This is a genomic window from Ornithinimicrobium sediminis (assembly GCF_021272345.1).
Taxonomy (GTDB): Bacteria; Actinomycetota; Actinomycetes; order Actinomycetales; family Dermatophilaceae; genus Ornithinicoccus; species Ornithinicoccus sediminis_B.
Genome location: NZ_JAJSDQ010000002.1, coordinates 133,601 through 145,722, shown reverse-complemented (window position 1 = coordinate 145,722; position 12,122 = coordinate 133,601). Strand labels below are relative to the sequence as shown.

General features: G+C 67.3%; 19 protein-coding genes. All 19 read right to left on the bottom strand.

Features of this window, described 5'->3' with window-relative positions:
* Positions 1 to 7: 7 nt before the first annotated feature.
* The 19 genes from LVO85_RS05090 to rpsL all read right to left on the bottom strand — a co-directional run bounded on the left by LVO85_RS05090 (position 8) and on the right by rpsL (position 11,750).
* Positions 8 to 193, bottom strand: coding sequence for a type Z 30S ribosomal protein S14 (locus LVO85_RS05090; RefSeq protein WP_143782484.1), 186 nt, complete (start codon positions 191 to 193; stop codon positions 8 to 10).
* 2 nt (positions 194 to 195) lie between these two features.
* Positions 196 to 768, bottom strand: a complete 573-nt coding sequence (gene rplE, locus LVO85_RS05085) for a 50S ribosomal protein L5 (protein ID WP_232746330.1) — start codon at positions 766 to 768, stop codon at positions 196 to 198.
* Positions 768 to 1,130 (bottom strand): 50S ribosomal protein L24, encoded by a 363-nt coding sequence (gene rplX / locus LVO85_RS05080; protein ID WP_232746329.1) that lies wholly within the window; start codon positions 1,128 to 1,130, stop codon positions 768 to 770. The genes rplE and rplX overlap by 1 nt, the downstream gene beginning before the upstream one ends.
* Positions 1,131 to 1,133: 3 nt before the next feature.
* The gene (gene rplN, locus LVO85_RS05075; RefSeq protein WP_232746328.1) at positions 1,134 to 1,502 is read right to left on the bottom strand and encodes a 50S ribosomal protein L14; all 369 of its coding nucleotides are present in this window, start codon (positions 1,500 to 1,502) and stop codon (positions 1,134 to 1,136) included.
* A gap of 94 nt (positions 1,503 to 1,596) precedes the next feature.
* Positions 1,597 to 1,908 carry a 30S ribosomal protein S17 gene (gene rpsQ / locus LVO85_RS05070; protein WP_232746327.1) on the bottom strand — a complete coding sequence of 104 codons (312 nt, stop codon included), beginning with the start codon at positions 1,906 to 1,908 and terminating at the stop codon, positions 1,597 to 1,599.
* A 1-nt stretch (position 1,909) separates the two neighbouring features.
* Positions 1,910 to 2,185: a 50S ribosomal protein L29 gene (rpmC, locus tag LVO85_RS05065; protein WP_232746326.1), complete on the bottom strand. Its 276-nt coding sequence runs from the start codon at positions 2,183 to 2,185 to the stop codon at positions 1,910 to 1,912.
* Complete coding sequence (rplP, locus tag LVO85_RS05060) at positions 2,185 to 2,604, bottom strand: 50S ribosomal protein L16 (RefSeq protein WP_232746325.1); 420 nt, start codon at positions 2,602 to 2,604, stop codon at positions 2,185 to 2,187. Before rplP ends, rpmC begins: the two co-directional genes overlap by 1 nt.
* Positions 2,604 to 3,452, bottom strand: coding sequence for a 30S ribosomal protein S3 (gene rpsC / locus LVO85_RS05055; protein WP_232746324.1), 849 nt, complete (start codon positions 3,450 to 3,452; stop codon positions 2,604 to 2,606). The genes rplP and rpsC overlap by 1 nt, the downstream gene beginning before the upstream one ends.
* A complete protein-coding gene (rplV, locus tag LVO85_RS05050) occupies positions 3,452 to 3,826 on the bottom strand; it encodes a 50S ribosomal protein L22 (protein WP_232746841.1) in 375 nt (124 codons plus the stop codon). Before rplV ends, rpsC begins: the two co-directional genes overlap by 1 nt.
* Positions 3,827 to 3,852: 26 nt before the next feature.
* Complete coding sequence (gene rpsS, locus LVO85_RS05045; RefSeq protein ID WP_097188198.1) at positions 3,853 to 4,134, bottom strand: 30S ribosomal protein S19; 282 nt, start codon at positions 4,132 to 4,134, stop codon at positions 3,853 to 3,855.
* 18 nt (positions 4,135 to 4,152) lie between these two features.
* On the bottom strand, positions 4,153 to 4,983 hold the full coding sequence (rplB, locus tag LVO85_RS05040) for a 50S ribosomal protein L2 (protein WP_232746323.1): 831 nt from the start codon (positions 4,981 to 4,983) through the stop codon (positions 4,153 to 4,155).
* Between the two features lie 43 nt (positions 4,984 to 5,026).
* Positions 5,027 to 5,326, bottom strand: a complete 300-nt coding sequence (rplW, locus tag LVO85_RS05035; protein WP_232746322.1) for a 50S ribosomal protein L23 — start codon at positions 5,324 to 5,326, stop codon at positions 5,027 to 5,029.
* Positions 5,323 to 5,994, bottom strand: coding sequence for a 50S ribosomal protein L4 (gene rplD, locus LVO85_RS05030; protein WP_232746321.1), 672 nt, complete (start codon positions 5,992 to 5,994; stop codon positions 5,323 to 5,325). The genes rplW and rplD overlap by 4 nt, the downstream gene beginning before the upstream one ends.
* A 5-nt stretch (positions 5,995 to 5,999) precedes the next feature.
* Positions 6,000 to 6,656 (bottom strand): 50S ribosomal protein L3, encoded by a 657-nt coding sequence (gene rplC, locus LVO85_RS05025; protein WP_232746320.1) that lies wholly within the window; start codon positions 6,654 to 6,656, stop codon positions 6,000 to 6,002.
* A gap of 16 nt (positions 6,657 to 6,672) precedes the next feature.
* Positions 6,673 to 6,981: a 30S ribosomal protein S10 gene (gene rpsJ, locus LVO85_RS05020; protein ID WP_006946210.1), complete on the bottom strand. Its 309-nt coding sequence runs from the start codon at positions 6,979 to 6,981 to the stop codon at positions 6,673 to 6,675.
* Positions 6,982 to 7,404: 423 nt separating this feature from the next.
* Positions 7,405 to 8,601, bottom strand: a complete 1,197-nt coding sequence (gene tuf / locus LVO85_RS05015; protein WP_232746319.1) for an elongation factor Tu — start codon at positions 8,599 to 8,601, stop codon at positions 7,405 to 7,407.
* A gap of 110 nt (positions 8,602 to 8,711) precedes the next feature.
* The gene (gene fusA / locus LVO85_RS05010; protein WP_232746318.1) at positions 8,712 to 10,814 is read right to left on the bottom strand and encodes an elongation factor G; all 2,103 of its coding nucleotides are present in this window, start codon (positions 10,812 to 10,814) and stop codon (positions 8,712 to 8,714) included.
* A 91-nt stretch (positions 10,815 to 10,905) separates the two neighbouring features.
* Complete coding sequence (gene rpsG, locus LVO85_RS05005) at positions 10,906 to 11,376, bottom strand: 30S ribosomal protein S7 (RefSeq protein ID WP_232746317.1); 471 nt, start codon at positions 11,374 to 11,376, stop codon at positions 10,906 to 10,908.
* Positions 11,376 to 11,750 (bottom strand): 30S ribosomal protein S12, encoded by a 375-nt coding sequence (gene rpsL, locus LVO85_RS05000; protein WP_232746316.1) that lies wholly within the window; start codon positions 11,748 to 11,750, stop codon positions 11,376 to 11,378. Before rpsL ends, rpsG begins: the two co-directional genes overlap by 1 nt.
* Between the last annotated feature and the right edge of the window lie 372 nt (positions 11,751 to 12,122).

The window sequence follows — 12,122 nt, the reverse complement described above, 5'->3', positions numbered from 1 at the left end:
AGCCGGACTACCAGCTGGACTTGGTCACGCCCGGCAGCTCGCCGGCGTGCGCCATCTCCCGCAGGCAGATCCGGCACAGGCCGAACTTGCGGTAGACCGAGTGCGGACGGCCACAGCGCTGGCAGCGGGTGTAGCCGCGCACCTTGAACTTCGGCTTGCGGTTCGCCTTGTTGACGAGGGCGGTCTTGGCCACGGTCAGTTCTCCTTGAACGGGAAGCCCAGCTGCTTCAGCAGCGCGCGCCCCTCTTCGTCGTTGTGCGCAGTGGTGACCACGGTGATGTCCATGCCACGAACGCGGTCGATCTTGTCCTGGTCGATCTCGTGGAACATCGACTGCTCGGTGAGACCGAAGGTGTAGTTGCCACGGCCGTCGAACTGCTTGGGCGACAGGCCACGGAAGTCACGGATGCGGGGCAGGGCCAGCGAGAGCAGCCGGTCCAGGAACTCCCACATCCGGTCGCCGCGCAGCGTGGTGTGCGCACCGATCGGCATGCCCTCGCGCAGCTTGAACTGCGCGATGGACTTGCGGGCCTTGGTCACGGCCGGCTTCTGGCCGGTGATCGTGGCAAGGTCGCGGATGGCGCCCTCGATCAGCTTGCTGTCGCGGGCGGCCTCACCCACACCCATGTTGACCGTGATCTTGACGATCCCCGGCACCTGCATGGGGTTGGTGTAGCCGAACTCGCTGGTCAGCGCGGGCTTGATCTCGTCGTGGTAGCGCTGCTTGAGGCGCGGCACGCCGGTCACGTTGTCGGTGGTCGTGGTCATCACAGGTCCTTACCCGAGCGCACGGCGATGCGGGTGCGCTGCGTCTTCGTCCGGCCGTCACGCTCGACGGTCTCGACCCGGGTGCCGACCCGGCTGGGCTTCTTGGTCTCCGGGTCGACCACGGCCACGTTGCTCACGTGGACCGGGGCCTCGGTGACCAGGATGCCGCCGGTGTTGACACCGCGCTCGCTGCCGGCCTTGGTGTGCTTGGTGATGCGGTTGACACCCTCGACGAGCACGCGGTTCGTGTCGGGGTAGACCTCGATCACCCGACCCTGCTTGCCGCGGTCGCCGCCCTTGGCCTGGGTGCGGCCGGCGATGACCTGGACGAGGTCGTTCTTCTTGATCTTCATCTTCGCCATGGCTCAGATCACCTCCGGGGCCAGCGACACGATGCGCATGAACTTCTTGTCACGCAGCTCGCGACCGACCGGGCCGAAGATTCGGGTGCCCCGGGGGTCGCCCTCGTTCTTGAGGATGACGGCGGCGTTCTCGTCGAACTTGATGTAGCTGCCGTCGGGGCGACGGCGCTCCTTCTTGGTGCGCACGATCACGGCCTTGACCACGTCGCCCTTCTTGACGTTGCCGCCGGGGATCGCGTCCTTGACGGTGGCGACGATGGTGTCACCGATGCCGGCGTACCGGCGGCCGGAGCCACCGAGCACGCGGATGCACAGGATCTCCTTCGCCCCGGTGTTGTCCGCGACACGCAGTCGCGACTCCTGCTGGATCACTGTCGAACTCCTGTCGTCGAGCGGGTTCTCCCCCGGTGGTCCCGGGTGAGCCTTGCCGAACGTTGTGGATGGATACGTGGAGGGATGATGTGGCTTACTTCGCGCGCTCGAGGATCTCCACCACACGCCAGCGCTTGGTCGCCGACAGCGGACGGGTCTCCATGATGAGCACGAGGTCGCCGACACCGGCCGAGTTCTCCTCGTCGTGCGCCTTCACCTTGTGGCTGCGGCGCATGACCTTGCCGTACAGGGCGTGCTTCACGCGGTCCTCGACCATGACGACAACGGTCTTGTCCATCTTGTCGCTGACCACGTAACCCTGGCGGGCCTTGCGGTAGTTGCGGGACGTCTCGGCCGCGGCGTCGTCCTGCGGAGCGTTGCTCACGTCAGCTGGCGTCTCGGTCATGTCAGCCCACCTTCTCGGTCTCGTCGGTCGTCTCGGTCTCGGTCCGGGCGGCCGGCTCGCGGCCGATGCCCAGCTCACGCTCACGCATCTCGGTGTAGATGCGCGCGATGTCCTTGCGGACCGCGCGGAGCCGACCGTGGCTCTCCAGCTGGCCGGTGGCCGACTGGAACCGCAGGTTGAACAGCTCCTTCTTGGCCTCGGTGAGGGCGTCCCGCAGGGGGTCGTCCTCCAGGCCACGCAGCTGCTCGGGAGTCAGGTGCGAGGATCCGACTGCCATCAGTTGTCACCACCCTCACGCGCGACGAAGCGGCACTTCATCGGCAACTTGTGCATGGCCAGGCGCATGGCCTCACGAGCGATCTCCTCGGAGACACCCGAGAGCTCGAACATGACGCGGCCCGGCTTGACGTTGGCGACCCACCACTCCGGTGAGCCCTTGCCGGAGCCCATGCGGGTCTCGGCCGGCTTCTTGGTGAGCGGACGGTCCGGGTAGATGTTGATCCAGACCTTTCCGCCACGCTTGATGTAGCGGGTCATGGCGATACGAGCGGACTCGATCTGCCGGTTGGTGACGTAGGCAGGCTCCAGAGCCTGGATGCCGTAGTCACCGAAGGCGATCGTGGTGCCGCCCTTGGCAGCACCACTCCGCTTGGGGTGGTGCTGCTTGCGGTGCTTGACTCGACGGGGAATCAACATCAGGACTGCTCTCCCTCGGTGGTGGCAGGGACGCTGGGCGTCTCGGCGGCCGGAGCCTCGGCCGGAGCCGGGGCAGCGGACTCACCGGCGCCACGGCGCTCGGGACGGTCGCCACGACGAGGACGGCCACCGGGGCGGTCGCCACTGTCACGACGGCCACGGGCCGGACGCGACGGGCCGGCAGCGGCCTCCTCGCGCGCGAGCTCCTTGGCGGTGAGGTCACCCTTGTAGATCCACACCTTCACGCCGATCCGGCCGAAGGTGGTGCGGGCCTCGTAGAAGCCGTAGTCGATGTTCGCCCGCAGCGTGTGCAGCGGCACCCGGCCCTCGCGGTAGAACTCCGAGCGGGACATCTCTGCGCCGCCGAGACGGCCCGAGCACTGGATCCGGATGCCCTTGGCGCCGGCCCGCAGGGCGGACTGCATGCCCTTGCGCATCGCGCGACGGAAGGTCACGCGGGCGGCGAGCTGCTCGGCGATGCCCTGAGCCACCAGCTGAGCGTCGATCTCGGGGTTCTTGACCTCGAGGATGTTCAGCTGAACCTGCTTGCCGGTCAGCTTCTCCAGCTCGCCACGGATGCGGTCGGCCTCGGCCCCGCGACGCCCGATGACGATGCCCGGGCGGGCGGTGTGGATGTCGACGCGGACGCGGTCGCGGGTGCGCTCGATCTCCACCTTGGAGATGCCGGCCCGGTCCATGCCGGTCGACATCAGCTTGCGGATCGCGACGTCTTCCTTGACGTAGTCGCGGTAACGCTGACCCGGCTTGGTCGAGTCGGCGAACCAGCGGCTGCGGTGGTCGGTCGTGATCCCCAGGCGGTAGCCGTTCGGGTTGATCTTCTGGCCCATCAGCGGGTACCTCCCTTGGTGGTCGTCGGGCCCTCGGCGACGACCACGGTGATGTGGCTCGTGCGCTTGAGGATGCGGCTCGCGCGGCCCTGGGCCCGCGGACGGAACCGCTTCATGGTCGGGCCCTCGTCGACCCAGGCGGCGGTCACGACGAGGTTGCGCTCGTCGAAGCCCTGGGCGGTCTGGTCGGCCCGGTAGCGCGCGTTGGCGATGGCGCTGTTCAGCAGCTTCAGCACCGGCTCGCTGGCCGACTGCGGGGCGAACTGCAGCGTCGCGATGGCGTCGGTGGCCCGCTTGCCGCGGATGAGGTCCACGACACGACGCGCCTTCATGGGCGTGACGCGCACGTACCGCGCCTGCGCCTTGGCTTCCATCGTGTTCCCTTCGATCTCGCTGGTGGTCATCGGCGACGGCCCTTCTTGTCGTCCTTCTCGTGACCCTTGAAGGTCCGGGTCGGAGCGAACTCACCCAGCTTGTGGCCGACCATCGACTCGGTCACGAAGACCGGGACGTGCTTGCGGCCGTCGTGCACGGCCAGCGTGTGGCCGAGCATGTCCGGGGTGATCATGGACCGACGCGACCAGGTCTTGATGACGTTCTTGGTGCCGGCTTCGTTCTGGGCGTCCACCTTCTTGACGAGGTGGTCGTCGACGAAGGGGCCCTTCTTCAGACTGCGAGGCATGTCTTCGTTAGCTCCTACTCAGCGCTTCTTGCGACGGCGACGAACGATCATCTTGTCGCTGGGCTTGTTCGGACGTCGGGTCCGGCCCTCCGGCTGGCCCCACGGGCTCACCGGGTGACGACCACCGGAGGTCTTGCCCTCGCCACCACCGTGCGGGTGGTCGACCGGGTTCATGACCACACCACGGACGGTCGGGCGCTTGCCCTTCCACCGCATCCGGCCTGCCTTGCCCCAGTTGATGTTGCTCTGCTCGGCGTTGCCGACCTCGCCGACGGTCGCGCGGCAGCGCGCGTCGACGTTGCGGATCTCGCCCGAGGGCATCCGCAGCTGAGCCATGGAGCCCTCCTTGGCGACCAGCTGCACGCGGGTGCCGGCGGAGCGGGCGATCTTGGCCCCACCACCGGGCCGCAGCTCGATGCAGTGGATGACCGTACCGACCGGGATGTTGCGCAGGGGCAGGTTGTTGCCGGGCTTGATGTCGGCCGACGGGCCGTTCTCGACCAGGTCGCCCTGGCGCAGCTTGTTCGGCGCGATGATGTAGCGCTTCTCGCCGTCGACGTAGTGCAGCAGCGCGATGCGCGCCGTGCGGTTGGGGTCGTACTCGATGTGGGCGACCTTCGCGTTGACACCGTCCTTGTCCGCGCGGCGGAAGTCGATGACGCGGTACGCACGCTTGTGGCCACCACCGATGTGACGGGTGGTGATCCGGCCGGAGGCGTTGCGGCCACCGGTCTTGCTCAGCGGGCGCACCAGCGACTTCTCCGGCGTGGAGCGGGTCACCTCGACGAAGTCGGCCACGCTCGAGCCACGACGGCCCGGCGTTGTCGGCTTGTACTTTCGGATAGCCATAGTTGTTGCAGTCCTTAAGATCTCGTCTCGACTACCGCGACACTCAGAGAGTGCCGAAGATGTCGATGGTGCCTTCCTTGAGCGTCACGATGGCGCGCTTGGTGTCCTTGCGCTTGCCCATCCCGAAGCGTGTGCGACGCGCCTTGCCCTGGCGGTTCATGGTGTGAACCGACTCGACCTTCACGCCGAAGATCTGCTCCACGGCCTTCTTGATCTCGGACTTGTTGGACCGGGGGTCCACCAGGAAGGTGTACTTGCCCTGGTCCAGCAGCGCGTAGGACTTCTCGGACACGACCGGCGACAGCAGCACGTCGCGGGGGTCCTTGTTGGTCACGGTGCTCACTTGGTGTCCTCCTGAGCAGCGGCGGCCGGCGTCCCGGAGGACGAGGCGGTGCCGTCGATGAAGGCGGTCAGTGCAGACTGCGTGAAGACCACGTCGTCGCTGCACAGCACGTCGTAGGTGTTGAGCTGGTCGACGAACAGCACGTGCACGTCGGCCAGGTTGCGCAGGCTCTTGACACCGATCTGGTCGCTGCGGTCGATGACCACGAGCAGGTTCGGTCGCGTCGTGAGCGTCGACAGGGCCGCCAGCGCCGTCCTGGTGGACGGGGCGTCGCCCTCGACCACGGCGGACAGGCAGTGGATGCGACCGTGGCGCGCCCGGTCGGAGAGGGCCCCGCGCAGGGCGGCCGCCTTCATCTTCTTCGGGGTGCGCTGCGCGTAGTCACGCGGCTTCGGGCCGTGCACGACGCCACCGCCGGCGAACTGCGGCGCCCGGATCGAGCCCTGGCGGGCGCGGCCGGTGCCCTTCTGGCGGTACGGCTTGCGACCACCGCCGCGGACCTCGGCCCGCGTCTTGGTGGAGTGCGTGCCCTGACGCGCCGCGGCGAGCTGGGCGACGACGACCTGGTGGATCAGCGGCACGTTGGTCTGCACGTCGAACATCTCGGCGGGCAACTCCAGGGTGCCGGCGTCGCCACCGGTCGGAGTGGTGATGGTGATCGTCGTCATGACGGTCAGGCCCCCTTCGCAGCAGTGCGGACCAGGACGACGCTGCCACGGGGGCCGGGGACGGCTCCCTTGACCAGCAGCAGGCCCTTGTCGGCGTCCACGGCGTGGATCGTGAGGTTGGCGGTGGTCTGTCGCTCGCCACCCATCCGGCCGGCCATCTTCAGGCCCTTGAAGACGCGGCCCGGGGTGGACGCGCCGCCGATCGAGCCGGGCTTGCGGTGGTTGCGGTGCGAGCCGTGCGAGGCACTGACACCGGAGAAGTTGTGACGCTTCATGACACCGGCGAAGCCCTTGCCCTTGGTGGTGCCCGTGACGTCGACGCGCTGGCCGTCCTCGAAGGTCTCCACCGTGAGCTCCTGCCCGAGGGCGTAGTCTCCGGCGTCGGCCGTGCGCAGCTCCACCAGGTGGCGGCGCGGGGTGACCCCGGCCTTGGCGAAGTGGCCCTTCATCGGCTGGTTGACCTTGCGCGGGTCGATGGCGCCGTAGGCGATCTGGACCGCGTTGTAGCCGTCGGTGTCGGTGCTCCGCACCTGGGTGACGACGCAGGGGCCGGCCTTGATCACGGTCACCGGGACCAGCCGGTTGTCGGCGTCCCAGACCTGGGTCATGCCGAGCTTCTCGCCGAGGACGCCCTTGACGGTGCGCTCAGTGGTAGCAGTCATGGTCGTAGGCACCTCCTTACAGCTTGATCTCGATGTTGACGTCGGCCGGCAGGTCGAGACGCATCAGCGAGTCGACCGCCTTGGGGGTCGGGTCGACGATGTCGATGAGGCGCTTGTGCGTGCGCATCTCGAAGTGCTCGCGACTGTCCTTGTACTTGTGAGGCGACCGGATGACGCAGAACACGTTCTTCTCCGTCGGCAACGGCACCGGGCCGACCACGGTCGCGCCGGCACGGGTCACCGTGTCGACAATCTTGCGCGCCGAGCTGTCGATGACCTCGTGGTCATACGACTTCAGCCGGATGCGGATCTTTTGTCCCGCCATCGCTTGTCTGACTCTCTCTCGTCGAACCGCTTACATGTCTGGCCGGTCAGTGCTCCGACCCCCGAGGTCGGGCGTGTCGCCCTCCCTCCGGGCACACGGTGATCAGTCTGCGATCGGTGTGTGTCGTCCGGAGCCCGTCTGACCGGGGCTTGTGCTGCCATCGCCCGCCGCGTGGGAACCCCTCGAGGTCCCGCTGCGGCGTGCCGGACGGCCGGCGGCGAGGACATGGGTCAACGCCGCGCAACAAGCAACCTGCCCAGTGTGCCACGACGGACCGTGCCGACTCAAATCGGTGGCGGAGCGGGCCCAGGAAGGCCCTTCGTAACAGGGCGAACGGGCTCGCCCGGCGGGCACAGCGAAGGGGCCCACACCGCATACGCGGCATGGGCCCCTCTCACGTCCCTGGCGCTTCCAGGGGGTGGGTCACTTCAGGATCTTGGTGACCCGGCCGGCGCCGACGGTGCGGCCGCCCTCGCGGATGGCGAAGCGCAGACCCTCCTCCATGGCGATGGGCTGGATCAGCTCGACGCGCATCTCGGTGTTGTCGCCGGGCATGACCATCTCGGTGCCCTCGGGCAGGTGCACGACACCGGTGACGTCCGTGGTCCGGAAGTAGAACTGCGGACGGTAGTTGTCGTAGAACGGCGTGTGCCGGCCACCCTCGTCCTTGGACAGGATGTAGACGTTCGCCTCGAACTCGGTGTGCGGCGTGATCGAGCCGGGCTTGCAGACGACCTGGCCGCGCTCGACGTCCTCGCGCTTGGTGCCACGCAGCAGCAGACCGACGTTCTCACCCGCACGGCCCTCGTCCAGGAGCTTGCGGAACATCTCGATGCCGGTGACCGTGGTCTTGGCCGGCGGGCCGGTGTGGATGCCGACGATCTCGACCTCCTCGTTGACCTTGAGGATGCCGCGCTCGATGCGACCGGTGACGACGGTGCCACGACCGGTGATCGTGAAGACGTCCTCCACGGGCATCAGGAAGGGCTTGTCCGTCTCGCGCTCCGGCTCCGGGATCGCGTCGTCGACGGCGTCCATGAGCTCCATGAGCTTGTCGCCCCACTCCTTGTCGCCCTCGAGCGCCTTCAGAGCCGAGACCTGCACGACCGGGAGGTCGTCACCGGGGAACTCGTAGGAGGACAGCAGCTCACGGACCTCCATCTCGACGAGCTCCATGATCTCCTCGTCGTCCACCATGTCGGCCTTGTTGAGGGCCACCACGATGTAGGGGACGCCGACCTGGCGCGCCAGCAGGACGTGCTCCTTGGTCTGCGGCATCGGGCCGTCGGTGGCCGCCACGACCAGGATGGCGCCGTCCATCTGCGCCGCACCGGTGATCATGTTCTTCACGTAGTCCGCGTGACCGGGGCAGTCGACGTGAGCGTAGTGCCGCTTCTCCGTCTGGTACTCGATGTGCGCGATGGAGATCGTGATACCGCGCTGCTTCTCCTCGGGCGCCTTGTCGATCGAGTCGAACGCGGACGCCTCGTTCAGGTCCGGGTACTTGTCGTGCAGCACCTTGGAGATGGCAGCGGTCAACGTCGTCTTGCCGTGGTCGATGTGACCGATGGTGCCGATGTTGACGTGCGGCTTGCTCCGCTCGAACTTAGCCTTCGCCACTGGGGGTCCTCCTCAGGACTTGTTGCGATTCGCCACTGACTCTTTTGACGCAGGTGGCGACGTGGGTGGATTACTTCTGGTGGTCCATCATCCCGCAGGGAGTGTACTGCTCACTCACCACGGATCTTCTTGATGATCTCCTCCGCGACGCTCCGGGGAACCTCGGCGTAGGAGTCGAACTGCATGGTGTAGTTGGCCCGACCCTGGGTGCGCGAGCGCAGGTCGCCAACGTAGCCGAACATCTCCGACAGCGGGACGAGCGCACGCACGACCTTGGCTCCGCTGACGTCCTCCATGGCCTGGATCTGACCACGGCGGCTGTTGACGTCACCGATCACGTCGCCCATGTACTCCTCGGGCGTGCGGACCTCGACCGCCATCATGGGCTCGAGCAGGACCGGGTCCGCCTTGCGGGCCGCCTCCTTGAACACCATGGAGCCGGCGATCTTGAACGCCATCTCCGAGGAGTCGACGTCGTGGTAGGCACCGTCGAGCAGGGTGGCCTTGACACCCACCATGGGGTAGCCGGCGAGGATGCCGTACTGCATGGCGTCCTGGATGCCCTGGTCGACGCTGGGGATGTACTCCTTGGGGACGCGGCCACCGGTGACCGAGTTGCTGAACTCGTAGAGCTCGCCCTCGCTGGTGTCCAGCGGCTCGAAGGTCATCTGCACCTTCGCGAACTGGCCGGACCCACCGGTCTGCTTCTTGTGGGTGTAGTCGTACTTGACGACGGGCTTGCGGATGGTCTCGCGGTAGGCGACCTGGGGGGCCCCGACGTTCGCCTCGACCTTGAACTCACGCCGCATACGGTCGACGAGGATGTCCAGGTGGAGCTCGCCCATCCCGCCGATGACGGTCTGTCCGGTCTCCTCGTCCAGACGGACGGAGAAGGTGGGGTCCTCCTCGGCCAGCTTCTGGATCGCGGTGGACAGCTTCTCCTGGTCGCTCTTGGTCCTGGGCTCGATGGCCACGTGGATGACCGGCTCCGGGAAGCTCATCGACTCCAGGAGCACCGGCTTCTGCGGGTCGCAGAGGGTGTCACCGGTCGTGGTGTTCTTCAGGCCGATCATCGCGTAGATGTGCCCGGCCGTGGCGAACTCCACGGGGTTCTCCTTGTTGGAGTGCATCTGGAACAGCTTGCCGATGCGCTCCTTCTGGCCCTTGGTGGCGTTCATGACGCCGGTGCCGGCCTCGACCCGCCCGGAGTAGACGCGCACGTAGGTGAGGCGCCCGAAGAACGGGTGGGAGACGACCTTGAACGCCAGCGCGGCGAAGGGCTCGTCGGCCGAGGGCTGGCGGACGATCTCCACGTCCTCGTCCTTGACGTCGTGGCCGACCATCGGCGGGACGTCCAGCGGGGAGGGGAGGTAAGAGATGACCGCGTCCAGCATCGGCTGCACGCCCTTGTTCTTGAAGGCGGACCCGCACAGGACGGGGTAGGCCATCGAGTTGACCGTCATGTGCCGGATGCCGGCGACGAGCGCCTCCTCCGACACCTCCTCGCCACCGAGGTAGGTCTCCATGAGCTCGTCGTCGTGCTCGGCGACCTGCTCGATGAGGGTCTCCCGGTACTCCTCGGCCTTGGCCTGCAGGTCGTCCGGGATCTCCTCGACGGTGTAGTCCTCGCCGATGGCGACCTCGCCACGCCAGGTGAGCGCGCGCATCTTGACCAGGTCGATGACGCCGATGAAGTCGTTCTCCACGCCGATCGGCAGCTGCACGACCAGCGGGGTCGCACCCAGGCGGTCCTTGATGGTCTGCACGGTGAAGTAGAAGTCCGCACCCAGCTTGTCCATCTTGTTGACGAAGCAGATGCGCGGGACGTCGTACTTGTCGGCCTGGCGCCAGACAGTCTCGGACTGTGGCTCCACGCCCTCCTTGCCGTCGAACACGGCCACCGCACCGTCGAGCACCCGCAGCGACCGCTCCACCTCGACGGTGAAGTCGACGTGCCCGGGGGTGTCGATGATGTTGATCTGCTGGTCCTTCCAGAAGCAGGTCGTCGCGGCGGACGTGATCGTGATGCCGCGCTCCTGCTCCTGCTCCATCCAGTCCATGGTCGAGGCGCCGTCGTGCGTCTCGCCGATCTTGTAGTTGATCCCGGTGTAGAACAGGATCCGCTCGGTGGTCGTCGTCTTGCCGGCATCGATGTGAGCCATGATGCCGATGTTGCGGACCTTGTTCAGGTCCGTGAGGACGTCGAGTGCCACTGTCTCTCTTCTCTGCTCAGTGCGGTGCTGGGTATGCGGTGTGCTGGCGGTCCGGGGTGCCGTCGCCGAGGGCGTCGGCACCCGGAGCGGGTCACCAGCGGTAGTGCGCGAACGCCTTGTTGGCCTCGGCCATCTTGTGGGTGTCCTCGCGGCGCTTGACCGCGGCACCCAGACCGTTGCTGGCGTCGAGGATCTCGTTCATCAGCCGCTCGGTCATGGTCTTCTCACGGCGCTGCCGCGAGTAGCCGACCAGCCAGCGCAGGGCCAGCGTGGTGGAGCGGTTCGGCTTGACCTCGATCGGCACCTGGTAGGTCGCGCCACCCACGCGGCGGCTCTTGACCTCCAGGGCGGGCTTGACGTTGTCGAGCGCGCGCTTCAGCGTGGCCACGGGGTCGGTGCCGGTCTTGGCACGGCAGCCCTCCAGGGCACCGTAGACGATCGTCTCGGCGACGGACTTCTTGCCGTCCGTCAGGATCTTGTTGATCAGCTGCGTCACCAGGGGCGAGCTGTAGACCGGGTCGGCGATGAGGGGACGCTTCGGAGCGGGGCCCTTGCGAGGCATTACTTCTTCTCCTTCTTCGCGCCGTAGCGGGAACGGGCCTGGTTGCGACCCTTCACGCCCTGCGTGTCCAGGGACCCGCGGATGATCTTGTAGCGGACACCTGGAAGGTCCTTCACACGGCCGCCGCGCACGAGCACGATCGAGTGCTCCTGCAGGTTGTGGCCGACGCCCGGGATGTAGGCCGTGACCTCGATGCCGCTGGTGAGCCGCACACGGGCGACCTTGCGCAGGGCAGAGTTCGGCTTCTTCGGGGTGGTCGTGTAGACGCGGGTGCAGACACCGCGTCGCTGCGGGTTGCCCTTGAGGGCGGGACTGTTGGTCTTCTTGACCTTGTCCTGCCGCCCCTTCCGGACCAGCTGGTTGATCGTGGGCACAGAGTCTCCGTCACATCGATGTTGTCCGTGCCTCCGCCGCAGGGCGAAGAGCACTCCTTGGTCGTCCCCCTCCCGGCACCCGCGTTCGGGTGTGTCGGTCGGGCCTCTCCCCTGCACTTCCCGGCTCACCGCAGACCTCGGCCCGTCGTGGGATGAGATGGTGAGACCGGACTGCCCGGCGAGAGCGGCGCCGGCTCCGACCCGATGTCCGTGTCCTGGCCCATCGAGCGGTTCCGGCCGTGCGCAGGCGAGCCCACACACAAGTCTCTACGTTACCGGCCGCGCAGAGCAGGACCAAATCCGCGGCCGGACGCCGGACGCGCCGCCCCCGGACAGCATCCCTGTCGGGGATGGCTGCCCGGGGCACGGCGC

Bases quoted from the DNA above. Each gene is read 5' to 3' on its own strand.
- rplE (WP_232746330.1), bottom strand. From the start codon at position 768: ATGACCACGACCACCGACAACGTGACCGGCGTGCCGCGCCTCAAGCAG.
- rplX (WP_232746329.1), bottom strand. From the start codon at position 1,130: ATGGCGAAGATGAAGATCAAGAAGAACGACCTCGTCCAGGTCATCGCC.
- rpsQ (WP_232746327.1), bottom strand. From the start codon at position 1,908: ATGACCGAGACGCCAGCTGACGTGAGCAACGCTCCGCAGGACGACGCC.
- rpmC (WP_232746326.1), bottom strand. From the start codon at position 2,185: ATGGCAGTCGGATCCTCGCACCTGACTCCCGAGCAGCTGCGTGGCCTG.
- rplP (WP_232746325.1), bottom strand. From the start codon at position 2,604: ATGTTGATTCCCCGTCGAGTCAAGCACCGCAAGCAGCACCACCCCAAG.
- rpsC (WP_232746324.1), bottom strand. From the start codon at position 3,452: ATGGGCCAGAAGATCAACCCGAACGGCTACCGCCTGGGGATCACGACC.
- rplV (WP_232746841.1), bottom strand. From the start codon at position 3,826: ATGGAAGCCAAGGCGCAGGCGCGGTACGTGCGCGTCACGCCCATGAAG.
- rpsS (WP_097188198.1), bottom strand. From the start codon at position 4,134: ATGCCTCGCAGTCTGAAGAAGGGCCCCTTCGTCGACGACCACCTCGTC.
- rplB (WP_232746323.1), bottom strand. From the start codon at position 4,983: ATGGCTATCCGAAAGTACAAGCCGACAACGCCGGGCCGTCGTGGCTCG.
- rplD (WP_232746321.1), bottom strand. From the start codon at position 5,994: ATGACGACGATCACCATCACCACTCCGACCGGTGGCGACGCCGGCACC.
- rplC (WP_232746320.1), bottom strand. From the start codon at position 6,656: ATGACTGCTACCACTGAGCGCACCGTCAAGGGCGTCCTCGGCGAGAAG.
- rpsJ (WP_006946210.1), bottom strand. From the start codon at position 6,981: ATGGCGGGACAAAAGATCCGCATCCGGCTGAAGTCGTATGACCACGAG.
- rpsG (WP_232746317.1), bottom strand. From the start codon at position 11,376: ATGCCTCGCAAGGGCCCCGCTCCGAAGCGTCCCCTCATCGCCGACCCG.